Origin of the sequence: Stenotrophomonas bentonitica (genome assembly GCF_013185915.1) — a bacterium.
Classification (GTDB): Bacteria; Pseudomonadota; Gammaproteobacteria; order Xanthomonadales; family Xanthomonadaceae; genus Stenotrophomonas; species Stenotrophomonas bentonitica.
Window position 1 is genome coordinate 1,875,988 of the sequence record NZ_JAAZUH010000001.1, and the last position, 22,904, is coordinate 1,898,891.

General features: G+C 66.4%; 22 protein-coding genes. 7 read left to right on the top strand and 15 right to left on the bottom strand.

The window, feature by feature from the left end:
* The 3 genes from HGB51_RS08235 (at window position 1) to HGB51_RS08245 (ending at window position 3,185) form a co-directional block, all read left to right on the top strand.
* Entirely contained in the window at window positions 1-411 is a 411-nt protein-coding gene (locus HGB51_RS08235) for a PDZ domain-containing protein (protein ID WP_084739119.1), read from the top strand.
* A gap of 78 nt (window positions 412-489) precedes the next feature.
* Complete coding sequence (locus tag HGB51_RS08240) at window positions 490-1,833, top strand: sigma-54-dependent transcriptional regulator (protein WP_070209546.1); 1,344 nt, start codon at window positions 490-492, stop codon at window positions 1,831-1,833.
* On the top strand, window positions 1,830-3,185 hold the full coding sequence (locus HGB51_RS08245) for a sensor histidine kinase (RefSeq protein ID WP_070209547.1): 1,356 nt from the start codon (window positions 1,830-1,832) through the stop codon (window positions 3,183-3,185). The genes HGB51_RS08240 and HGB51_RS08245 overlap by 4 nt, the downstream gene beginning before the upstream one ends.
* 4 nt (window positions 3,186-3,189) lie before the next feature.
* On the opposite strand, the gene glmU is transcribed toward HGB51_RS08245, so the two are convergent.
* The 10 genes from glmU to HGB51_RS08295 all read right to left on the bottom strand — a co-directional run bounded on the left by glmU (window position 3,190) and on the right by HGB51_RS08295 (window position 11,728).
* Window positions 3,190-4,554 (bottom strand): bifunctional UDP-N-acetylglucosamine diphosphorylase/glucosamine-1-phosphate N-acetyltransferase GlmU, encoded by a 1,365-nt coding sequence (gene glmU, locus HGB51_RS08250; RefSeq protein ID WP_171966782.1) that lies wholly within the window; start codon window positions 4,552-4,554, stop codon window positions 3,190-3,192.
* Between the two features lie 98 nt (window positions 4,555-4,652).
* Window positions 4,653-5,075 (bottom strand): F0F1 ATP synthase subunit epsilon, encoded by a 423-nt coding sequence (locus HGB51_RS08255; protein WP_070208725.1) that lies wholly within the window; start codon window positions 5,073-5,075, stop codon window positions 4,653-4,655.
* A gap of 2 nt (window positions 5,076-5,077) precedes the next feature.
* Window positions 5,078-6,484 (bottom strand): F0F1 ATP synthase subunit beta, encoded by a 1,407-nt coding sequence (gene atpD, locus HGB51_RS08260; protein WP_068854097.1) that lies wholly within the window; start codon window positions 6,482-6,484, stop codon window positions 5,078-5,080.
* Window positions 6,485-6,522: 38 nt separating this feature from the next.
* Window positions 6,523-7,386: a F0F1 ATP synthase subunit gamma gene (gene atpG, locus HGB51_RS08265; protein WP_070208724.1), complete on the bottom strand. Its 864-nt coding sequence runs from the start codon at window positions 7,384-7,386 to the stop codon at window positions 6,523-6,525.
* A gap of 79 nt (window positions 7,387-7,465) precedes the next feature.
* Window positions 7,466-9,013: a F0F1 ATP synthase subunit alpha gene (gene atpA / locus HGB51_RS08270; RefSeq protein WP_070208727.1), complete on the bottom strand. Its 1,548-nt coding sequence runs from the start codon at window positions 9,011-9,013 to the stop codon at window positions 7,466-7,468.
* Window positions 9,014-9,057: 44 nt separating this feature from the next.
* Window positions 9,058-9,585, bottom strand: coding sequence for a F0F1 ATP synthase subunit delta (locus HGB51_RS08275; RefSeq protein WP_070208723.1), 528 nt, complete (start codon window positions 9,583-9,585; stop codon window positions 9,058-9,060).
* A 3-nt stretch (window positions 9,586-9,588) separates the two neighbouring features.
* A complete protein-coding gene (locus tag HGB51_RS08280; protein WP_070208722.1) occupies window positions 9,589-10,059 on the bottom strand; it encodes a F0F1 ATP synthase subunit B in 471 nt (156 codons plus the stop codon).
* A 108-nt stretch (window positions 10,060-10,167) separates the two neighbouring features.
* Complete coding sequence (gene atpE / locus HGB51_RS08285; RefSeq protein WP_070208721.1) at window positions 10,168-10,470, bottom strand: F0F1 ATP synthase subunit C; 303 nt, start codon at window positions 10,468-10,470, stop codon at window positions 10,168-10,170.
* 63 nt (window positions 10,471-10,533) lie between these two features.
* On the bottom strand, window positions 10,534-11,328 hold the full coding sequence (gene atpB, locus HGB51_RS08290; RefSeq protein ID WP_070208720.1) for a F0F1 ATP synthase subunit A: 795 nt from the start codon (window positions 11,326-11,328) through the stop codon (window positions 10,534-10,536).
* A 31-nt stretch (window positions 11,329-11,359) separates the two neighbouring features.
* The gene (locus HGB51_RS08295) at window positions 11,360-11,728 is read right to left on the bottom strand and encodes a hypothetical protein (RefSeq protein WP_171966783.1); all 369 of its coding nucleotides are present in this window, start codon (window positions 11,726-11,728) and stop codon (window positions 11,360-11,362) included.
* A gap of 509 nt (window positions 11,729-12,237) precedes the next feature.
* On the opposite strand from HGB51_RS08295, the gene HGB51_RS08300 reads away from it, so the two are divergent.
* Entirely contained in the window at window positions 12,238-13,053 is an 816-nt protein-coding gene (locus tag HGB51_RS08300) for a TonB-dependent receptor (protein WP_070208718.1), read from the top strand.
* A 76-nt stretch (window positions 13,054-13,129) separates the two neighbouring features.
* Here the strand turns inward: HGB51_RS08300 and lpdA are convergent, their stop codons facing one another.
* The 4 genes from lpdA to HGB51_RS08320 form a co-directional block, all read right to left on the bottom strand.
* Entirely contained in the window at window positions 13,130-14,938 is a 1,809-nt protein-coding gene (lpdA, locus tag HGB51_RS08305; RefSeq protein WP_070208717.1) for a dihydrolipoyl dehydrogenase, read from the bottom strand.
* A gap of 17 nt (window positions 14,939-14,955) precedes the next feature.
* Window positions 14,956-15,603, bottom strand: coding sequence for a hypothetical protein (locus HGB51_RS08310; protein ID WP_256123619.1), 648 nt, complete (start codon window positions 15,601-15,603; stop codon window positions 14,956-14,958).
* Window positions 15,600-17,315 carry a dihydrolipoyllysine-residue acetyltransferase gene (gene aceF, locus HGB51_RS08315; protein ID WP_070208715.1) on the bottom strand — a complete coding sequence of 572 codons (1,716 nt, stop codon included), beginning with the start codon at window positions 17,313-17,315 and terminating at the stop codon, window positions 15,600-15,602. The genes HGB51_RS08310 and aceF overlap by 4 nt, the downstream gene beginning before the upstream one ends.
* Before the next feature lie 156 nt (window positions 17,316-17,471).
* On the bottom strand, window positions 17,472-17,984 hold the full coding sequence (locus tag HGB51_RS08320; RefSeq protein ID WP_070208714.1) for a DNA-deoxyinosine glycosylase: 513 nt from the start codon (window positions 17,982-17,984) through the stop codon (window positions 17,472-17,474).
* 203 nt (window positions 17,985-18,187) lie between these two features.
* On the opposite strand from HGB51_RS08320, the gene HGB51_RS08325 reads away from it, so the two are divergent.
* From HGB51_RS08325 to glpK, 3 genes are all read left to right on the top strand, one after another.
* On the top strand, window positions 18,188-18,820 hold the full coding sequence (locus HGB51_RS08325; protein ID WP_070208713.1) for an OmpW/AlkL family protein: 633 nt from the start codon (window positions 18,188-18,190) through the stop codon (window positions 18,818-18,820).
* Between the two features lie 127 nt (window positions 18,821-18,947).
* Window positions 18,948-20,477 (top strand): glycerol-3-phosphate dehydrogenase, encoded by a 1,530-nt coding sequence (glpD, locus tag HGB51_RS08330; protein WP_070208712.1) that lies wholly within the window; start codon window positions 18,948-18,950, stop codon window positions 20,475-20,477.
* Window positions 20,478-20,527: 50 nt separating this feature from the next.
* Window positions 20,528-22,027: a glycerol kinase GlpK gene (glpK, locus tag HGB51_RS08335; protein WP_070208711.1), complete on the top strand. Its 1,500-nt coding sequence runs from the start codon at window positions 20,528-20,530 to the stop codon at window positions 22,025-22,027.
* A gap of 34 nt (window positions 22,028-22,061) precedes the next feature.
* Here the strand turns inward: glpK and HGB51_RS08340 are convergent, their stop codons facing one another.
* Entirely contained in the window at window positions 22,062-22,856 is a 795-nt protein-coding gene (locus HGB51_RS08340) for a MetQ/NlpA family ABC transporter substrate-binding protein (protein WP_070208710.1), read from the bottom strand.
* Window positions 22,857-22,904: the final 48 nt, after the last annotated feature.

The following is a 22,904-nucleotide window of genomic DNA, read 5'->3' on the forward strand; positions in this document are numbered from 1 at the left end:
ATGGGCGCTCCCCTGCTCCGCGCCGCCCTGCTGGGGCTGGCACTGCTCTCCACCAGCGCCTGCGCGGAGAGCAGCCGCAGCGAGTCCTCGCGCATGGACTGGCGCCAGGACGGCGCCCGGCTCACCGTGGAATCCGCACAGGGCGTGGTCACCATCGTGGCCGCGTCGCCGGCCGCGCGCTTCGGCGTGCAGGCGGGCGACCAGGTCCTGCGCGTGGACGGCGTTCCAGTGCAGCGCGTGGACGATCTGACCGCCGCGCTCAGCAGCAGCGACAAGGTCACGGTGCCGGTCACCGTGCGCCGTTCCGGACGGGTCGAGGTGGTCAGCGCGCCCACCGCAGCGTGGCGGGCCGTGCAGCCGCCACCGCCGCCGGCGCCCCCTGCGCCTCCTGCGCCGCCGTCACGGCCATAAGCCCGGATCCGGCCCCACCCTGCCGGTGGGGCCGGCGCTCGGGTACTCTCTGCCTACTTTCCGGTCTTCTGCTGCCGCATGCCCTCGATCCTGATCATTGACGACAACGCCAGCGTGGCCACGGCACTGGACGTGCTGTTCTCGCTGCACGACATCGAGGCACTGCACGCGCTGTCGCCCGAGGCCGGCCTGGCGGTGCTGGAACAACAGCCGATCGACCTGGTCATCCAGGACATGAACTTCACCGAGGACACCACCTCCGGCGAAGAAGGCGAAGCGCTGTTCCAGCAGATCCGCGCGCGCCACCCCGACCTGCCGGTGATCCTGCTGACCGCATGGACCCACCTGAGCAGCGCGGTGGACCTGGTCAAGGCCGGTGCCGCGGACTACCTGGCCAAGCCCTGGGACGACCGCAAGCTGCTGACCACGGTCAACAACCTGCTGGAACTCTCGGAAACCCGCCGCGAACTGGATCGCCGTCGCGCCCGCGAACAACGCGACCGGACCGCGCTGGAAACCCGTTACGACCTGCGGGGCGCGGTGGTGGCCGACCCGGCCAGCGAACGGGTGGTCAACCTGGCCTGCCAGGTCGCACGCTCGGAACTGCCGGTGCTGATCACCGGCCCGAACGGTGCCGGCAAGGAAAAGATCGCCGAGATCATCCAGGCCAATTCACTGGTGGCCAAGGGCCCGTTCGTGGCGCTGAACTGCGGGGCCATTCCCGCTGAACTGATCGAAGCGGAACTGTTCGGCACCGAAGCCGGCGCCTACACCGGCGCCAACAAAGCGCGCGAAGGCAAGTTCGAAGCCGCTGACGGCGGCACCCTGTTCCTGGACGAGATCGGCAACCTCTCGCTCGGCGGCCAGATGAAACTGCTGCGCGTGCTGGAGACCGGCCGCTTCGAGCGGCTGGGCTCCAACCGCGAGCGCCAGGTCAAGGTGCGCGTGATCAGCGCCACCAACGCCGACCTGCCGGCGATGATCCGCGATGGGCAGTTCCGCGAAGACCTCTACTACCGTCTCAACACCGTCGAGCTGGCGCTGCCGCAGCTGGCCGAACGGCCCGGCGACATCCTGCCGCTGGCCGAACGTTTCCTCGGCGATGGCAAGCCGCTGTCCAGCGCTGCGGCCAGCGCGCTGCAGCGTCACGCCTGGCCGGGCAACGTGCGCGAGCTGCGCAACGTGATCCAGCGCGCCGGGCTGCTCGCCCAGGGTGCGCGCATCGAGGTAGCCGACCTCAACCTGCCGCGTGCGGCCCCTGCGCCGCGCGCGACGACACCGGGCGCCGACCCGGACCGCAGCCGCATCGAATCGGCGCTGTCGCACAGCCACGGCATCATCGCGCAGGCCGCCGCCGAACTCGGGCTCAGCCGGCAGGCGCTGTACCGGCGCATGGACCGCTACGGCATCCCCCGCGAATGAAGCGCACCTCGTTTACCTTCCGCCTGTTCCTGCGCCTGCTGCCAGTGCTGGCGCTGGCCGCAGCCGGTCCGTGGCTGCTGGCCTACTGGATGGACCGCGGCTGGGCGGTGGCGTTGGTGTCGACGCTGGTGCTGCTCGCCCTGATGTGGTGGACGCTGCGCCGCGCCACCGCACCGGTGCGTTCGCTGCTGCGTGCGCTGTCCGGCACGACCAGCACCTACCGCGACGGCGAGTACAACTTCAGTGTGTACTGGCCGGGCAACGACGAATTGGGCGACCTGGTGCAGGCACACCGCGAGCTGGGCGACGTGCTGCGCGAACAACGCCAGGGCCTGGTCCAGCGCGAACTGCTGCTGGACACCATGGTGCAGAACACCCCGGTGTCGATGCTGCTGCTGACCAATGGCGGCGACGGCGTGCAGCGCGTGGTGTTTTCCAACCTGGCCGCACGCAAGCTGCTGCACAACGGTTGGAAGCTGGAAGGCCAGGCCATGCAGCACGTGCTGGAAACCATGCCGGTGGAACTGCGCGATGCGATCGAGCGCGGTGGCGACAGCCTGTTCGCGGTACGTGGGCCGGGCGACGAAGCTGAAGACGGCGATGAAGACGACGAACAGGTCTATCACCTGTCGCGGCGCAACTTCCATCTCAACGGTCGCCCGCACGACCTGCTGCTGATCCGCCTGCTCACCGCCGAACTGCGCCGCCAGGAAGTACAGACCTGGAAGAAGGTGATCCGGGTGATCAGCCATGAGCTCAACAACTCACTCGCCCCGATCGCCTCGCTGGCGCACTCCGGTGGCGAGCTGGTGCGGCGTGGCAAGACCGAACGCCTGGAAGAGGTGTTCACCACCATCGAAGAGCGCTCACGTCACCTGGAAGGCTTTATCCGCGGCTATGCGCGCTTTGCCAAGCTGCCGCAGCCGCAGCTGCAGAACGTGCAGTGGAAACAGTTCCTGGGCGGGTTGCAGCTGCAGATCCCGTTCCGCATGGCCGACATCCCCGATGACCTGGAGGGCCGGGTGGATATCGCCCAGCTGGGCCAGGCGCTGTTGAACCTGCTCAAGAACGCGCACGAAGCCTGCTCGGAAGCCGAGCCACCCAACGACGACGTCGAGCTACGCCTGACCCGCCTGCCGCAATGGCTGCGGCTGGAGATCCTGGACCGTGGCAAGGGCATGAACGAGGCGGTGTTGCAGAACGCGTTGATGCCGTTCTATTCAACCAAGCGCAACGGCACCGGATTGGGCTTGGCGCTGACCCGCGAAATCGTGGAAGCGCATGGCGGCCGCGTGTCGCTGCAGAACCGCCGCGAAGGCGGTCTGTGCGTGGCGATCTTCCTGCCGGCCTGAGCGCTTACTTCTTCACCGGGCGATGCCAGCCTTCGATGGTCTGCTGGCGCGCACGCGCCACGGTCAATTCGCCCGGGGGCGCATTGCGGGTGATCACCGAACCGGCGGCGATGGTCGCCCGCTCACCGATCGTCACCGGCGCCACCAGCGAGCTGTTCGACCCGATGAACGCGTTGTCGCCGATGGTGGTCTGCGACTTGTTCACGCCGTCGTAGTTGCAGGTGATCGTACCTGCACCGATGTTGACCTTGCTGCCGATCACCGCATCGCCCAGGTAGGTGAGGTGGTTGGCCTTGCTGCCTGCACCCAGGTGGATTTTCTTGGTCTCCACGAAGTTGCCCACGTGCGCGCCTTCGGCCAGCACCGTACCCGGGCGCAGGCGTGCGAACGGGCCGATGTCTGCCGCGCCTTCGCTGACCACGCCTTCCAGGTCGCAGTGCGGCTTGACCACGGTGCCGGCGGCGAGCTTCACGTCCTTGAGGCGGGTAAACGGCCCGATGCTGACACCGTCGCCCAGTTCAACCGAACCTTCCAGGATCACGCTGACGTCGATCTGCACGTCGCGACCGACCGTGACCGTGCCACGGATGTCCACCCGCGCCGGGTCGATCACGCGCGCGCCCTGCGCGCACAGCGCACGCACTTCGCGCAGCTGCCAGGCCCGCTCCAGCTGGGACAGCTGCCACGGATCGTTGGCGCCTTCGGCTTCCTGCGCGTCGGCCACGAACGCCATGTCGGCCGGGGTGTAGTCGGCAGCGGCCGATGCAAACACATCAGTCAGGTAGTACTCGCCCTGCGCATTGCTGTTGGACAGCTGCGACAACCAGGTGCGCAGCGCGATCGCGTCGGCGGTGATGATGCCGGTGTTGATGGTGCGGATTGCCAGCTGTTCTTCGTTGGCGTCCTTCTGCTCCACGATCGCGCCGACCTTGCCCTCGGCATTGCGTACGATGCGGCCGTAGCCGGTGGGATTGGGCATGTCCGCCACCAGCACCGCCAGCCGGCCCGGCTGCGAGAGCAGGTGCTGCAGGGTATCGAGCCGGATCAGCGGCACGTCGCCGTACAGCACCAGCACCTTGGCCGCGTCGGGCACCTGCGGCATGGCCTGCTGCACGGCATGGCCGGTACCGAGCTGCTCGCGCTGCTCGGCCCACTGCAGGTCCGGCTGGTCGGCGAAGGCGGCGCGTACCGCTTCGCCGCCGTGGCCATACACCACGTGGATGGCGTCGGGCTGCAGCTGCCGCGCGGTGTCGATCACATGCGCCAGCATCGGGCGGCCGGCGATCGGCTGCAGGACCTTGGGCAGGTCGGACTTCATGCGCTTGCCAGCGCCGGCGGCGAGGATGATGACGTGCAGGGCGTGGGTCATGGGTTCAGGCGTGTACGTAGAGGTATGGCAACGATTCTATGCCGGAAACAACGACGCCGGCGTGAGCCGGCGTCGAGGTGTACAGCGGTGGCAGGAACTCAGTGCTTGAGGGTCTTGCGCAGGCGCTCCAGCGCCTGCAGCTGGACCACGGCTTCGGCCAGCTTCTGCTGGGCTTCGGCCACTTCCATCGCTTCGCCACGGTTGGCCAGGATGCGTTCGGCTTCTTCCTTGGCCTTGCGGACCGCGGTTTCGTCGATGTCCTGCGCACGGATCGCGGTGTCGGCCAGCACGGTCACGACCTGCGGCTGCACCTCGAGGATGCCGCCGGAGATGGCGAAGTCCAGCTGTTCGCCATTCGGGGTGGTGACCACCACCTTGCCCGGCTTGAGCCGGGTGATCAGCGGGGCGTGCTTGGGCGCGATGCCCAGTTCGCCAAGCTCACCCGTAGCCACGACCAGAGTCGCTTCACCACGGAAGATTTCCTGCTCGGCGCTGACGATGTCGCAACGGATGGTGCTCATGATCAAGCCTTCTCAGCCATCTTCTTGGCCTTCTCGACCGCTTCTTCGATGCTGCCGACCATGTAGAACGCCTGCTCCGGCAGGTGGTCGTATTCGCCGTCGACGATGGCCTTGAAGCCGCGGATGGTGTCCTTCAGCGAGACGTACTTGCCCGGCGAGCCGGTGAACACTTCGGCCACGTGGAACGGCTGGCTGAAGAAGCGCTCGATCTTGCGGGCGCGCGACACGGCCTGCTTGTCTTCTTCGGACAGTTCGTCCATGCCCAGGATGGCGATGATGTCCTTCAGTTCCTTGTACTTCTGCAGGGTCTGCTGGACGCGCTGGGCGGTGTCGTAATGCTCGTGGCCGATGACCAGCGGGTCCATCTGGCGGCTGGTGGAGTCCAGCGGATCGACTGCCGGGTAGATACCCAGCGAGGCGATCGAACGCGACAGGGTCACGGTCGAGTCAAGGTGGGCGAAGGTGGTCGCCGGCGACGGGTCGGTCAAGTCATCGGCGGGCACGTACACGGCCTGGATCGAGGTGATCGAGCCGTTCTTGGTCGAGGTGATGCGCTCCTGCAGGACGCCCATTTCCTCGGCCAGGGTCGGCTGGTAACCCACGGCCGACGGCATGCGGCCCAGCAGTGCCGACACTTCGGTACCGGCCAGGGTGTAGCGGTAGATGTTGTCGACGAACAGCAGCACGTCCTTGCCCTTGCCGTTTTCGTCCTTCTCGTCGCGGAAGTACTCGGCCATGGTCAGGCCGGTCAGTGCAACGCGCAGACGGTTGCCCGGCGGCTCGTTCATCTGGCCGTACACCATCGCGACCTTGTCCAGGACGTTGGAGTCCTTCATCTCGTGGTAGAAGTCGTTGCCCTCACGGGTACGCTCACCCACGCCGGCGAACACGGACAGACCGCTGTGCGCCTTGGCGATGTTGTTGATCAGTTCCATCATGTTGACGGTCTTGCCGACGCCGGCGCCGCCGAACAGGCCGACCTTGCCGCCCTTGGCGAACGGGCACATCAGGTCGATGACCTTGATGCCGGTTTCCAGCAGCTCGGTGGCCGGGGACTGGTCTTCGTACGACGGGGCTTCACGGTGGATTTCCCAGCTGTCGCTGGCGGTCACCGGACCGGCTTCGTCGATCGGACGGCCCAGCACGTCCATGATGCGGCCCAGGGTGCCTGCACCGACCGGCACCGAGATGGCGCGTTCGGTGTTGGTGGCCACCAGGTTGCGCTTCAGGCCGTCGGTGGAGCCCAGCGCGATGCAACGGACCACGCCGTCGCCCAGCTGCTGCTGCACTTCCAGCGTGATTTCGGTGTTGTCCACCTTCAGCGCGTGGTACACCTTCGGCACCGACTCGCGGGGGAATTCCACGTCGACGACGGCGCCGATGATCTGAACGATCTTGCCCTGACTCATTGCTGCATCCTCTAATTAAATGCTTTTGACTGTGCGCGTCAGACTGCTGCCGCGCCGCCGACGATTTCGGAGATTTCCTGGGTGATCGCTGCCTGGCGGGCCTTGTTGTAGACCAGCTGCAGGGTTCCGATCAGCTTGTTCGCGTTGTCACTGGCCGACTTCATCGCCACCATGCGCGCGGCATGCTCGGAGGCCACGTTTTCCAGCACGGCCTGGTACACCAGCGACTCCACGTAGCGCGTCATCACGTGCTCGAGCACGGTGGCGGCGTCGGGTTCGTACAGGTAGTCCCAGTCATGGTGCGCGACCTGCTTTTCGGCAGCCGGCAACGGCAGCAGCTGGTCGAAGCTGGCCTTCTGCACCATCGTGTTGATGAAGCGGTTGTAGACCAGGTACACGCGGTCGACCTTGCCTTCGGTGAAGGCGTCGAGCATGACCTTGATCACGCCGATCAGCTGCTCCAGGTGCGGCACGTCGCCCATGTGGGTGACGCTGCCGACCATGTTGACCTTGACCCGGCGGAAGAAGGTCGATGCCTTCTGGCCGATGGTCACCAGGTCGATCTCGGCGCCCTGTTCCTGGTACTGGCGGACTTCGCCCAGCATCTTGCGGAACAGGTTGTTGTTGAGGCCGCCGGCCAGGCCGCGGTCGGACGAGATCACGATGTAGCCGACCCGCTTGACCTCGTCGCGCTGGACCAGGAACGGATGCTGGTAGTCGGTGCTGGCCTGGGCCAGGTGACCGATCACCTGCTTCATCGCCTGCGCATACGGACGCGAGGTCTTCATGCGATCCTGCGCCTTGCGGATCTTGGAGGCCGACACCATCTCCAGCGCGCGGGTCACCTTGCGGGTGTTCTGCACGCTCTTGATCTTGGTTTTGATTTCGCGACCGCTTGCCATCTCTTATTCCCGTAGAGCGGGGCCATGCCCCGCTGCTTCAACGATGCGGCAGGGCCGGATGGCCCGCCGCACGTGCGTCTTACCAGCTGCCGGTGGTCTTGAACTCGGCGATGCCCTTCTTGAAGGCCGCTTCGATGTCGTTGTCCCAACCGCCGGTGGCGTTGACCTTGCCGATCAGCTCGCCCTGGGTGTTGGCGAAGTGGGCGTGCAGGCCTTCTTCGAACCCGAGCAGCTTGGCGACCGGCACGTCGTCGAGGTAACCCTCGTTGACGGCATAGATCGACAGCGCCTGGTTGGCGATCGACATCGGGGCGTACTGCTTCTGCTTCATCAGCTCGGTGACGCGCTGACCGCGCTCGAGCTGCTTGCGGGTGGCTTCGTCCAGGTCCGAGGCGAACTGCGCGAACGCAGCCAGCTCGCGGTACTGGGCCAGCGAGATGCGGATGCCGCCCGACAGCTTCTTGATGATCTTGGTCTGGGCCGCACCACCGACGCGCGACACCGAGATACCGGCGTTCACGGCCGGGCGGATGCCCGAGTTGAACAGGTCGGTTTCCAGGAAGATCTGGCCGTCGGTGATCGAGATCACGTTGGTCGGCACGAACGCCGAAACGTCGCCGGCCTGGGTTTCGATGATCGGCAGCGCGGTCAGCGAACCGGTCTGGCCCTTCACTTCACCCTTGGTGAACTGCTCCACATACTCTTCCGAGACGCGGGCCGCACGTTCCAGCAGGCGCGAGTGCAGGTAGAACACGTCACCCGGGTAGGCTTCACGGCCCGGCGGACGCTTCAGCAGCAGCGAGATCTGGCGGTAGGCCACGGCCTGCTTGGACAGGTCGTCGTACACGATCAGGGCGTCCTGGCCGCGGTCCATGAAGTACTCACCCATGGTGCAGCCCGAGTAGGCGCTGATGTACTGCATGGCAGCCGATTCGGAAGCCGTAGCGGCCACGACCACGGTGTGGGCCAGCGCGCCGTTTTCTTCCAGCTTGCGCACGATGTTGGCCACGGTCGAGGCCTTCTGGCCGATCGCGACGTACACGCACTTGATGCCGGTGTCCTTCTGGTTGATCACCGCATCGATGGCCAGGGCGGTCTTGCCGGTCTGGCGGTCACCGATGACCAGCTCGCGCTGGCCACGGCCGATCGGGATCATGGAGTCGACCGACTTGTAACCGGTCTGCACCGGCTGGTCGACCGACTTGCGCCAGATCACGCCCGGGGCAACGCGCTCCACCGGAGCGGTCAGCTGGGCCGCGATCGGGCCCTTGCCGTCGATCGGCTCGCCGAGCGCGTTGACCACGCGACCCAGCATTTCCGGACCGACCGGCACTTCCAGGATGCGACCGGTGGTCTTGGCCACGTCGCCTTCGCGCAGGTGCTCATAGCCACCCAGGACCACGGCGCCGACCGAGTCGCGCTCCAGGTTCAGGGCCAGGGCGAAGGTGTTGTTCGGCAGTTCGATCATTTCGCCCTGCATCACGTCGGCCAGGCCGAAGATGCGCACGATGCCGTCGGACACGCTGGTCACGGTGCCTTCGTTGCGCGATTCCGCGGCCAGCTTGACCTTCTCGATGCGGTTCTTGATCAGTTCGCTGATTTCGGAGGGGTTGAGCGTGGTTGCCATCGTCAAGTCCTAGTGCCGGCGGTCAGGCCGGACGTTAAATGAATTCAGTTAGCGAGCGCGGTCTGCAGGCGCGACAGCTTGCCCTTGAGCGAGCCATCGATCACCACGTCGCCTGCGTCGATCACCGCACCGCCGATCAGCGAAGCATCGATCGCGGTGGTGATCTCCACGTCTTGGCCGAAGCGCTTGCGCAGCGCGGCCTTGATGGCGTCCAGCTCAGTGGAGGACAGCTCGGCGGCCGAGGTCACGGTGGCCTTGACCACGTGTTCGGCTTCAGCGCGGAGCTGGTCGTACATGCCTGCGATTTCCGGCAGCAGCGGCAGCCGGTGCGCTTCGGCCAGGATGGCCAGGAAGCGACCGAACGACTCGCCCGCCGATTCCGGCGCCAGCAACGCGACGGCATCGCCGCGGTCCAGCTCCGGGTTCGACAGCAGGGCCGACACGCGCGGATCTGCGGCTACGTGGGCGGAGAACGCAAGCGCGTCCGACCACGGCGCGAACGTGCCTTCGTCGCGCGCGGTCGCGAACGCGGCGCGAGCATACGGGCGTGCAAGCGTGAGGGCCTGGCTCATCGATCAGATCTCCGAGGCCAGCTCGTCGAGCAGCGCCTTGTGGGCGTTGGCGTCGATTTCGCGCTTGAGCAGCTTTTCGGCACCGGTCACGGCCAGCACGGACACCTGCTTGCGCAGATCTTCGCGGGCACGGTTTGCGGCAGCCTCGATCTCGGCGTGGGCCAGTTCTTTCTGGCGGTTCGCTTCGACGATGGCTTCATTCTTGGCGGCGTCAACGATCTGGTTGGCGCGGGCATGGGCCTGGTCGATGATCTCGTTGGCCTTGGTGCGCGCGTCCTTCAGTGCTTCGTTGACCTTTTCCTGCGCCTGGGCCAGATCCTTCTGGCTGCGGTCGGCAGCGGCGAGGCCTTCAGCGATCTTCTGCTGGCGCTCTTCGATGGCGTTCATCAGCGGCGGCCAGATCTTGGTCGCGATGATCCAGATCAGACCGGCGAACGCCAGTGCCTGGGCAACGAGGGTAAAACCGATTTCCATGGGGTTCGCTCAATCTGGGGTGACGGGGTGGAAGCGCCGCAGGAGCGGCGCGTCCGTTCCTTCATCCGCGATCAGGCGCACAAGGCGCCTGATCGTGTCTTCGCTGGATCAGCCCGCGACAGCCGGCAGACGCGCAACGAATTCAGCGATGGTCGGGTTGGCGAAGGCCAGCAGCAGGCCGACGGCGACCGAGATGATGAACGCGGCGTCGATCAGGCCGGCGGTGATGAACATGCGGACCTGCAGCACCGGGATCAGTTCCGGCTGGCGGGCAGCCGATTCCAGGAACTTACCGGCCATGATGGCCAGACCGAGACCGGCACCCAGCGCGGCCAGGCCGATCATGATGCCGACGGCGAGGACGGTGGAGCTCTGGACTTGGGCGAGGTTGGTCAGGACGGCAAAGTACATGGGTTATCTCCGGAAACTTAAGTTGCTAAGGGTAATGAAACGGATGAAGGGTGAAGCGAAAACTCAGTGAGCGTCTTCCGACAGGCTCAGGTACACGATCGACAGCATCATGAAGATGAATGCCTGCAGCGGAATCACCAGCAGGTGGAACAGCATCCAGCCGAGGCCGAAGGCACCGCCCGCGAGGGCGCCCATGATGCCGGCACTGCCCAGCACCCAGATCAGCAGGAACACGATTTCGCCGCCGAACATGTTGCCGAACAGTCGCATCGCCAGCGAGATCGGCTTGCTCAGCCACTCGACGATGTTGAGGATCAGGTTGAACGGCATCATCCACTTGCCGAACGGCGCGGTCAGGAATTCCTTGGTGAAGCCACCCAGGCCCTTGGCACGCAGCGCGAAGAACAGCATCAGGAAGAACACGCTGATCGACATGCCCAGGGTGGCATTGACGTCGGCGGTGGGGACCGGCTTCCAGTACGGCACGCCGAGCGCTTCCAGCGGCAGGGCGATGAAGTCGGCCGGGATCATCTTGATGAGGTTCATCAGGAGGATCCAGAAGAAGATCGTGATTGCGATCGGGGTCACCAGCTTGCTGGTGCCGTGGTAGGTGTCCTTGGCCTGGCGGTCGACGAACTCGAGGCAGATCTCCACGAACGCCTGCCACTTGCCCGGCACGCCGGCGGTCGCCTTGCGGGTGGCCAGCCAGAAGCCAAACACCATCAACAAACCCAGCGCGACCGAAGTCACAATGGTGTCGACGTGAATAGCCCAGAAACCACCTTCCTGCATATGGAACGTCAGGTTGTGCAGGTGATGTTGGATGTAGGAGGTGGGTGTAAGCGCCTCGCCTGCCATGTGTCCGGAACCTTGAGTTAAATAAATTGGATCAGCGCCTGGCCAGAGCCAGGACCTGGAACATCAGTCCGACGGCGATTCCGGCCAGCAGCGCCAGTGCAGGCAGCTTGAAGACCACGAAACCCACCGCCAGGACACCGAATACGAGCGCCCACTTCGCCACCACCGCCAGGATCAGCCGCGACATGGCCGAACCCGCCGCCTGCACCCCGCCCCCCAGCGCCATCCGTGCCGCGACCCAACCGCCTGCCGATACCGCGACACCCGACGCAAGCGCCCCGAGGGCGTACTTCGGACCTGCCAGCAGCAGGAAGGCCAGGGCCAGGACAGCCACTGCGGCCAGCGGGTAGACCGCTGCGCGCAGCATCAGTCGCCGACCCGCGTCAACGGAGTTCAGCACACGTATGTCCTGCATGGTTGTGGGAAGAGTGGCCGAGGCAGCAAGTGCTTTGCCTCGTCGAGCCGCCAAATTATAGCAACGGGACAATTTGCGAGACAACCGCCCCCCGTTCATCCCGGACGCCGCAAGTTGCTGCATCGCCACAGATTTTGCGGCCGCGAGGGGGTCAAACCCGCCACCCAGCGCCCCAATTCATCTTGCGGCGCAGCATATTGAACTTTCGTCGCGGATGGCAGTCTGACTGTTCGGCCTGTCCATTCGATCCTCGTCGACGCCCCTGTGCAGGCCGGTACCGAGCGGCCCCGAGCTCTCTCCGGGGCCGCTCTTTTCCGCGCCCTCGGCGCGACGCCGCAACGATATCCGCTTACCGCCCCGGCCAACCAGACGCCCGGACGGCGACCTGCGACGCATGAACGGTACACGCCCCCTGCACCATACGTTCACGAATGGTGGACGCGCGGGCAAGGCACAGTGATTCCATTCCCCCGAATCACTGCAAGGACACCCCGATGCGTCTGCTTCCGCTGCTCGCCCTGCCGCTGGCCATGGCCGCACTCACCCACGCCACGTCGGCCAGCGCAGCCGAGGGCGACGACCGCTTCGCCCTGCGCCTTGGCGCCATGAACATCGACTCGGACAACACCATCCGCGGCAACACCACGGTGCTGGGCCAGGATGTGGGCTTCGACGAGGACTTCGGCCTGGGTGGCAAGGAATGGGAGCCGCGCATTGATGGCCTGTTCCGCATCAGCGACCGCCAGCGCCTGATCTTCAACTACTTCAAGTACGACAAGGACCGCCGCGAAACGCTGGACGACGGCATCAGCTTCGGCGGTGAAACCGTTCCGGCCGGCAGCTTCGTCAAGGGCGAACTGAAGTACCAGGTAGCCAGCCTGGTGTACGACTACTCGGTGGTGGACACCGAGAAGTTCGACCTGGGCCTGCAGCTGGGTGCGGAGTACGCGAAGGTGAGCACCAAGGCCTACGCCGACCTCGGCACCGTATACAACGGCACGTTCCTGGACGAGAAGGCCGACGGCATCGCGCCGGTGGTGGGTGCACGCTTCACCATCACCCCGTCTGAGAAGTGGATGATCACCGCGCAGGGCCAGTACCTCAACACCAAGTGGGGCAACTTCGACGACTACGACGGTGACCTGAGCCGCGCCAATGTGATCGTGGACTACAAGTTCACCGACAACTTCGGCATCTTCGCCGGCTACGACTGGTTCAAGCTGGACGTGGACCAGAGCGGCCGCGATGGCACCATCGGCCTGAAGCAGGAGTTCAAGGGTCCGGTGGCGGGTATCAGCGTTTCGTTCTGACGCGAATACGTCAAGGTCAAACAAAAAACCCGGCTTTCGCCGGGTTTTTTAATGTGTCATGGCCAGCGGCCATGACTTACTTTTTCTTTGGAATGTACAGATCGGTGATGGTGCCGTCGTAGATTTCCGCGGCCATCGCCACCGACTCGCTGAGCGTCGGGTGGGCGTGGATGGTGTGGCCGATGTCTTCGGCTTCGGCACCCATCTCGATGGCCAAGCCGATCTCGGCAAGCAGGTCGCCGGCATGCACGCCGACGATCGCGCCGCCGATGATGCGGTGGGTTTCCTCGTCGAAGATCAGCTTGGTGAAGCCTTCGGTGCGGCCGATGCCGATCGCGCGGCCGCTGGCGGCCCACGGGAACTTGGCCACGCCGACCTTCAGGCCCTGCGCCTTGGCTTCGGTCTCGGTCACGCCGACCCAGGCGATTTCCGGGTTGGTGTAGGCCACCGACGGAATCACCCGCGCCACCCACTCCTTCTTCTCGCCCGAAGCGACTTCAGCCGCCAGCTTGCCTTCGTGCGTGGCCTTGTGGGCCAGCATCGGGTTGCCGACGATATCGCCGATGGCAAAGATGTGTGGCACGTTGGTGCGCATCTGGCGGTCGACCGGGATGAAACCGCGGTCGGTCACGCCCACGCCGGCCTTCTCCGCGCCGATCTTCCTGCCATTGGGCGAGCGGCCCACGGCGACCAGCACGCGGTCGAAGGTGCCCTGCTCCAGGCCCGGCTTCTCGCCTTCGGCTGCGGCTTCGAAGGTCACCGTGATGCCCTTCGCATCGGCGCTGACGCCCGATGCCTTGGTCTTCAGGTGGACCTCGACGCCCTGCTTCTTCAGGCGGTCCGCCAGCGGCTTGACCAGGTCCTTGTCGGCGCCCGGCATCAGCTGGTCCATGAACTCGACCACGGTCACCTTGCTGCCGAGTGCGGCATACACGGTGGCCATTTCCAGGCCGATGATGCCGCCACCGACGACCAGCAGCGAACCCGGCACGTCGGCCAGTTCCAGCGCGTCGGTGGAGTCCATCACGCGCGGGTCGTCCCACGGGAAGTTCGGCAGCTTCACCGCCTGCGAACCGGCGGCGATGATGCACTGCTGGAACCGCAGCAGCTGGGTCTTGCCGTCGTCGCCGACGATCTCCAGCTCATTGGCCGAGACGAACGTGGCCACGCCCTGCACGGTGCGCACCTTGCGCTGCTTGGCCATGCCGGCCAGGCCCTTGGTCAGCTGGGTGACCACCTTTTCCTTGTAGCCACGCAGCTTGTCCAGGGTGATGGTCGGCGCGCCGAACTCCACCCCGAAGTCGCCGGCGTGGGCCACTTCGTCGATCACCGCAGCGGCATGCAGCAGCGCCTTGGACGGGATGCAGCCCACGTTGAGGCAGACCCCGCCGAGGCTGGCGTAACGTTCGATCAGCACGGTGTCCACGCCCAGGTCGGCCGAGCGGAACGCAGCGGTGTAACCGCCCGGACCGGCGCCCAGCACCACCATCTGGCATTCGATGTCGGCCGGCTTGCCCGAGGACAACGCCGGCTGCGGCGCGGCCGGTTCGGCCGGGGCGCGGTGCGACGGGGTCACCGGCGGCTTGCTGGCCGGTGCGGCGGCCTTGGGCGCCTCGGCGGCCGGGGCAGCGGGTGCGGCAGCGGCGCCTTCGGCGTCCAGCACCACCACCACGTCGCCCTCGGACAGCGTGTCGCCGAGCTTGACCTTGATTTCCTTGACCACGCCGGCGGCCGAAGACGGCACTTCCAGGGTGGCCTTGTCCGATTCCAGCGTGACCAGGCCCTGGTCCTTCTTCACCGTGTCGCCCACCGCGACCAGCAGTTCGATCACCGGGACGGCGCTGTAATCGCCAATGTCGGGAACCTTGATTTCAATAGCGGCCATGCGTGTTCTCCTGGTACTCAGCCGGCCTTGCCGGCGAGCAGTTGCTGCAGTTCGTCGAGCGACTCGTCCAGATCCTGCCAGCGACGGTCGAGCTTCTTTTCCTTGGTGTCGCTGGCTTCGATCAGCAGCGCCACCTGTTTCATCATCAGCTTGCCGGCACCGCACTCCCAGCGCGGACCGCTGTAGCGTTCGCCGTCGACCTGGAACGACAGCACTTCGCCGTCGGTGATCGGCGCCTTGCGTTCGGCCGGAACGCCTGCGTCCAGTGCGCTGCGCCAGCTGCGCACCAGGCGCTGGGCCAGGGCGGCGGGGATGGCGACCTGGTACTGGTCCGGCTCCTGGTCCACGCGCAGCTCAACGCCACCACCGCGTGCACTGTTGTTCCAGGTGTACACGCGCTTGTCGGCCTTGCTGAAGCGCAGCGTCCACGCCTGGTCCTGGGTGCCGGGCAGCAGCGCCACGCCGGTTTCCACCCCGCCCTTGGGCAGGGTGACCAGCGACAGCATCGGCTGCGCCTTGCCCACGAACAGGGTTTCCACCGCCTGGCCGTAGTTGCCCACCGCCGGCGGCCAACCGCGCCCCAGCTCGGTGGTGCAGGCCGCATGGGCGGCCGGCACGAAGGCCAGGGCCATCACCAGGGCGTAGAGCTGGGCTCTGCCCCTCACAGCAGCACGCGCCGCATGTCGGCCAGCACCTGCGACAGGTAGGTGGTGAAGCGCGCAGCCAGCGCACCGTCGATGACGCGGTGGTCGTAGCTCAGCGACAGCGGCAGCATCAGCTTCGGGGCGAATTCCTTGCCGTTCCACACCGGCTGGATCGAGGACTTGGACACGCCCAGGATGGCCACTTCCGGCGCATTGACGATCGGGGTGAACGCCGTGCCGCCGATGCCGCCCAGCGAGCTGATCGAGAAGCAGCCACCGCTCATGTCGGCCGGGCCCAGCTTGCCGTCGCGCGCCTTTTTGGCCAGCTCGCCGGTTTCCTGCGCGATCTGCACCACGCCCTTCTTGTCGACGTCGCGGATCACCGGAACGACCAGGCCGTTCGGGGTGTCGGCGGCGAAGCCGATGTTGAAGTACTTCTTCAGGGTCAGGTTCTCACCGGCCGCATCCAGCGACGCGTTGAATTCCGGGAACTGCTTGAGCGCCGCGGCGCTGGCCTTGATCAGGAAGGCGAGCATGGTCAGCTTGATGCCGGCCTTCTCGTTTTCCTTGTTCAGCGCCACGCGCAGGCCTTCCAGGTCGGTGATGTCGGCCTGTTCGAACTGGGTGACGTGCGGAATCATCGCCCAGTTGCGCGCCAGGTTGGCACCGGAGATCTTCTTGATGCGCGACAGCGGCTGGGTTTCAACCTCGCCGAACTTGCTGAAGTCGACCTTCGGCCACGGCAGCAGGTTGAGCCCGCCGCCCGCAGCGACGGTGCCACCGCCCACGGCAGCGCCGCCGGTCAGGGCCGACTTGACGAACTTCTGCACGTCGCCCTTGGTGATGCGGCCGCCCTTCTCGGTACCGGTGAGCTGGTTGAGGTCCACGCCCAGCTCGCGGGCGAACACGCGCACCGCCGGAGAGGCATACGGCACCTTGGCCGGCAGCACGCTGTCGGCGTTGAACTGCACCGGCGGGCTGCTCGGGTTGCCGGCCGAGGGGGCGCTGGCGATTTCGCGGGCGGCCAGCTTGTCCGGCTGGGCCGGCACGGCGACCGGTTCCACCTTGGTGCCGGTTTCGGCGGCGGCCGGAGCCGCAGCAGCGGCGGCCTTGGTCGGGGCCGGTGCGGCAGCGCCGTCGGCTTCGATGATCGCCACGACCTTGCCCTGCGACAGGGTGTCGCCGATCTTGACCTTGATTTCCTTGACCACGCCGGCGACCGACGAGGGCACTTCCATCGTGGCCTTGTCCGATTCCAGCGTGACCAGGCCCTGGTCCTTCTTGACCGTGTCGCCCACGGCGACCAGCACTTCGATCACCGGAATGTCGGTGTAATCGCCGATGTCGGGGACGGTTGCTTCGACCGTGCCACCGGCGGCAGCCGGCGCAGCGGCCGGTGCGCTCTGGGTGGCCGGGGCCGGCGCGGCGGCCGCAGCGGCCTTGGCGGGAGCCGGAGGCGGGGCAGCAGCCGGTGCCGGTGCTGCAGCGGCGTCGGCCACTTCGATCAGCGCCACGACCTTGCCCTCGGACAGGTTGTCGCCGACCTTGACCTTGATTTCCTTGACCACGCCGGCAACCGAGGACGGCACTTCCATCGTGGCCTTGTCCGACTCCAGCGTGACCAGGCCCTGGTCCTTCTTGACGGTGTCACCAACGGCGACCAGCACCTCGATTACCGGGATATCGCTGTAGTCACCGATATCGGGGACAAGTGCTTCCTTGATTTCGGCCATGGGGATAACTCCGGCAATCTGGTGTAGGGAATCGCCTATTGTGAGGGCAGGAGGCGCCAGCGCCAACCGGCTTGGGCAACTTTCACCACCCCCGCTCCGGGACAGCCTGTTGCAGCCGCTTCCAGTCGGTACCGTATTGTCCCGCGGCTGTTCCGCTCAATGGGCCAGGACATCGGCCAGCGGTTGCCATGCCGCCTGCAGCCTGCCCAGCGGCCAACCGGCATTGGCCGGACTGGTCGAGGGCAACGACCACACCGGCAGCGCAGCTGCACGCGGGTCCAGCTGCGGTTGCACCCAGCGCACGAAGGAACGGTGTGCGGTGCCGCCATTGCAGGCAATCGCCGCCAGCCGTGGCAGGCCGGCGATCAGCGCTGGCAGCGGATTGGGGACCTCGCTGCCGCGCACGATCGCCGTGTCCAGGCTGCCCGCGCGCTCGCACTGGCCGATCACATCCCACAAACCGACGCCCGCCGACTGCAGCGCGCGCAGCCGCTCGCGGTACGGCGTGGTGGCATCGATGCCGGTGAGTGCCGCCATCAACGGCCAGAACCGATTGCGTGGGTGCGCGTAGTACTGCGCCGCCTGCAGCGACGCAACACCCGGCATGGACCCCAGCACCAGCACGCGACAATCGGTCGCGACCTGCGCAGGCAATCCGATGCAGTGCATGTAATTCGTCACAGTGTCTCCAGATCGATGAATGTTGCAGCGTGCTTGAACGTGCGACAACACAGGCTTTTCGCGCTGCACGCTGAACAGGACAAACTAAATTTTAACGTGCGTCGGATTCGATTCATGTTGCGGGGACTACGTTTGCCTCGCCCCAACGCATCGGGGCCCAGAACAAAAAAATACCCTGAGGAGATTCCCCCATGCGCTCCATCCGCACCCTGACCCTGGCTACCCTGACTGCCCTTGCCTTCGCACCTGCCGCGTTCGCGCAGGACACCGCTACCGACACTGCCTCGGGCAAGCATTTCGCCGTTGTCGGCGGCGTGGCGCTGCTGCAGCCGAAGAACGATCCGCTGGAAGGCATCAACAAGGTCGACGGTGGCCCGGCACCGACCCTGAGCTTCAGCTACTACATCAACGACAACTGGGCCGTGGAGCTGTGGGGCGCGGCCGACAAGTTCGACCACCGCGTGCGTGGCGCCAACAATGCCAAGCTGGGTACCGTTGAACAGCAGCCGATCGCACTGAGCGGCCAGTACCACTTCGGCCAGGCCGACAACGTGTTCCGTCCGTTCGTGGGCGTGGGCTACTACGAGTCGAACTTCAGCAACGAGAAGCTGGCCAGCGACGTCGGCCACATCGGCCTGGAAACCGCCAAGGGCGCCATCGGCACCGTCGGCGTGGACATGAACATCAACAGTACCTGGTTCGCCCGTGCCGATGCCCGTTACATGCATTCGCGCCCGGAGCTGACCGTGAACGGCAACGGCACCGGCGACGAAGCCAAGCTGGATCCGTGGACCGTGGGCTTTGGTATCGGCGCGCGCTTCTAAGCGGCACCGCAACACCCCCCTGCAACGGGCCCCTTCGGGGGCCCGTTGTCGTTTCTGGCCCGGGTCGTTTCATCCGACCTTGTCGCCTGCGTCTCGATATTCGGCAGACGCACGGCGGGAAGGGACGATGGACGACATCCGGGATGTGCTGGTCGTAGGCGGCGGAATCAACGGCGTTTCCATTGCGCGCGACGCGGCGGGGCGCGGCTGGTCGGTCACCCTGTGCGAACAGGATGACCTGGCCGCGCATACCTCCAGCGCCAGCACCAAGCTGATCCATGGCGGACTGCGCTACCTGCAGTTCGGCCATTTCGCACTGGTGCGCAAGGCGCTGCGCGAACGCAGCGTGCTGCAGCGCCTGGCGCCGCACCTGGTCACGCCCACCTCCTTCCTGCTGCCGCATGCGCGGCACCTGCGCCCGGCGTGGATGCTGCGCGCCGGACTCTGGTTGTACGACCACCTGGCCGACACCGGCCCGGCATTTCCACGCGCACGGCGGGTGGACCTGCGCCGTGACCCGCGCGGGGCGGCGCTGCAGCCGCGCTACCGCACAGCCTTCAGTTATGCCGACGCGCGCGTGGACGACGCACGCCTGGTGATCGCCACGGCAATGGACGCGCGCGAGCGCGGTGCGGATATCCAGGTGCGCACCCGCTGCGAACAGCTGATCCGCCACCGCGACCATTGGCTGGCAGTGCTGCGCCAGGCCGACGGCACGGTGCACCGCATGCGCGTTCGCGCGGTGGTCAATGCCACCGGTCCCTGGGCCGGCAACCTGCTGGAGCGGGCCGGCCTGGACGCGCCGATCGGCCTGCGCCTGGTGCAGGGCAGCCACATCGTGGTGCCGCGCCTGTATGCGCACGACAGCGCCTACCTGCTGCAGCAACCGGACCAGCGCGTGGTGTTCGTGATTCCCTTCGAGCAGGACTACAGCCTGATCGGCACCACCGACGTGGACTATGAGGGCGACCCGGGCCGGGTCCGGATCTCGCCCGCCGAAGTGCTCTACCTGTGCGCATCGGTGAACCAGTGGCTGCGCACGGCGGTGCAGCCCGACCACGTGGTGTGGCAGTTCAGCGGGGTGCGCCCGCTGCTGGCCGACCACCACCACGATGCTGCCCGCGTCACCCGCGACTACCGCCTGCACCTGGACCACCAGCAGGCACTGATGCTGAGCGTGCTCGGCGGCAAGCTCACCACCTGCCGGACCCTGGCCGAAGAAGCGGTCGACCAGCTGGCAACCGCGCTCGGCCGCAGCGACACCGCGTGGACCGCGGGCGGACCGCCGTTGCCCGGCGGTGACGGCGGCACGCTGGCCACGCTGCTGCCGGCGCTGCTGGCCGCCTATCCGCACTTGCCGGAGCCGCTGCTGCACGACATGGCACGTCGCCACGGCACGCGCGTGCGCGCGGTGCTGGGCGAAGCGCACACCGTTTCGCAGCTGGGCGAGCATTTCGGCGCCGGACTGTATGCACGCGAAGTGGACTACCTGGTGGAGCACGAGTGGGTCCGCGAACCCGAGGACCTGTTGTGGCGACGCACGCATTTCGGCCTGCGCCTCGATCCCGGGCAGCAGCAGTCTGTGGCCTCGTACCTGGTCAGCCGCGTAGTGCCGGCCGCCGGCCGGCTCCCCGAAATGCCGGCCACACCCACCTGACCCCGCCCGGCTCCGCGGTTATCCTGCCGAAGGTTCACCAAGGCCACCCCATGGACAAGCACTACGTACTCGCCATCGACCAGGGCACTACCAGCTCGCGCGCGATGCTGTTCGACCGCGGCGGACGCATGGTCGGGGTGGCCCAGCGCGAGTTCACCCAGCATTTCCCGCAACCGGGCTGGGTCGAACACGATCCCCGCGAAATCCTCACCAGCGTCTACACCACGCTGACCGAACTGCTCAACCGCGAACAGGTCGACCCGCGCCAGATCGCGGCGATCGGCATCACCAACCAGCGCGAAACCACCGTGGTCTGGGACAAGGCCACCGGCCAGCCGATCCACAATGCGGTGGTCTGGCAGTCGCGGCAGAGCCAGGCCATCTGCGAACGGCTGAAGGCCGACGGCCACGAACCGCTGATCCACGCGCGCACCGGGCTGCTGGTGGACGCCTATTTTTCCGCGACCAAGATCCGCTGGATCCTCGACCATGTGGAAGGCGCGCAGGCGCGCGCCGAGCGCGGCGAGCTGCTGTTCGGCACGATCGACAGCTGGCTGGTCTGGAACCTCACCGGCGGGGCCGCCCACGTCACCGACTACAGCAATGCGGCCCGCACCCTGCTGTTCAACATCCACACCCTGGCGTGGGACGACCAGTTGCTGGCGCTGCTGGACATCCCGCGCGCGATGCTGCCGGAGGTGCGCAGCTCCAGCGAGGTCTACGGCACCACCCAGGCGCAGTTCTTCTTCGACCAGCACATTCCCATTGCCGGGATCGCCGGCGACCAGCAGGCTGCGCTGTTCGGCCAGGCCTGCTTTGAACCGGGCATGGTCAAGAACACCTATGGCACCGGCTGTTTCATGCTGATGAACACCGGTACGCGCCCGGTGGATTCGCGCAACGGCCTGCTCACCACGATTGCCTGGGGCATCGACGGACGCGTGGAGTACGCGCTGGAAGGCTCGATCTTCGTGGCCGGCTCGGTGGTGCAGTGGCTGCGCGACGGGCTGCGCATGTTCGGCAAGTCCAGCGACTGCCAGGCCTATGCCGAACGGGCGCCGGACAACGGCGGCGTGTACATGGTGCCGGCCTTCGTCGGGCTGGGTGCGCCCTATTGGCGCAGCGACGTGCGCGGCGCGGTGTTCGGGCTCAGCCGCGGCACCACCAAGGAGCACTTCATCCGCGCGGCGGTGGAATCGATGGCCTACCAGACCCGCGACGTGCTGGCCGCGATGCAGGCCGACGCGGGGATCGAACTGACCGGACTACGTGCCGACGGCGGTGCCATCGCCAACGACTTCATGGCCCAGTTCCAGAGCGACCTGCTCGGCGTGCCGGTGCTGCGCCCGCAGGTGGCCGAAACCACTGCGCTGGGTGCAGCCTACCTGGCCGGGTTGGCCACCGGGTTCTGGCGCAGCCGCGCGGAAATTGCCGAGCAGTGGGCGGTGGACCGCCGCTTCACGCCGCAGATGTCAGCCGAACAGCGCGAGGCGCTGTATGCCGGCTGGCAGCAGGCGGTGGAAGCGACGATGGGGTTCCGGGTGGGGTGACCGCGGCCAGCCACGCAGGGCGTGGCTCTACCGGTCAGAACGCCGGCAGCACCGCGCCTTTGTATTTTTCCGCGATGACGGCTTTCACCTCGGGGCTGGTCAGGGCCTTGGCCAGCTGCTGGACGCGCGGGTCGTCCTTGTTATCCGGGCGCGCGACCAGGAAGTTCACGTACGGCGAATCCTTGCTTTCGATCGCCAGCGCGTCCTGGGTCGGGTTGAGCCCGGCGTCGAGCGCGTAATTGGTGTTGATCAGGGCCAGGTCGACCTGGTCGAGCACGCGCGGCAGCATGGCCGAATCCAGCTCACGGAACTTGAGCTGCTTGGGGTTGGCGATGATGTCGCGCTGGGTCGCCAGTGCGTTGCCGGGGTCCTTCAGCGTGATCACGCCGGCCTTGTGCAGCAGGATCAGCGCGCGGCTGTTGTTGCTCGGGTCGTTGGGAATCACGACGTCGGCGCCGACCGGCAGGTCGGCCAGCGACTTGAAGCGGCGCGAATAGGCGCCGAACGGTTCGATATGCACGCCGATGACCTTGGTCAGGTCGGTCTTGCGGTCGCGGTTGTAGGCATCCAGGTAGGGTTCGGTCTGGAAGTAGTTCACGTCCACCTGCTTCTGCACCAGCTGGTCGTTGGGCTGCACGTAGTCGTTGAAGACCTTGACGTCCAGCTCCAGGCCTTCCTTCTGCAGGATCGGCTTGACCACCGCCAGGATCTCGGCGTGCGGCACGGCCGTGGCGGCAACCACCAGCTTGCTGGAGTCGGCAGCGGGCTTGCCGCAGGCGGCCAAAGCCAGCGAAGCGGCCAGCAATGGGAGCAACAGGTACTTTTTCATGGCGGTCGAATCCGGGGGGATGCAGTAGCCCCCAACCATACCGCAGCC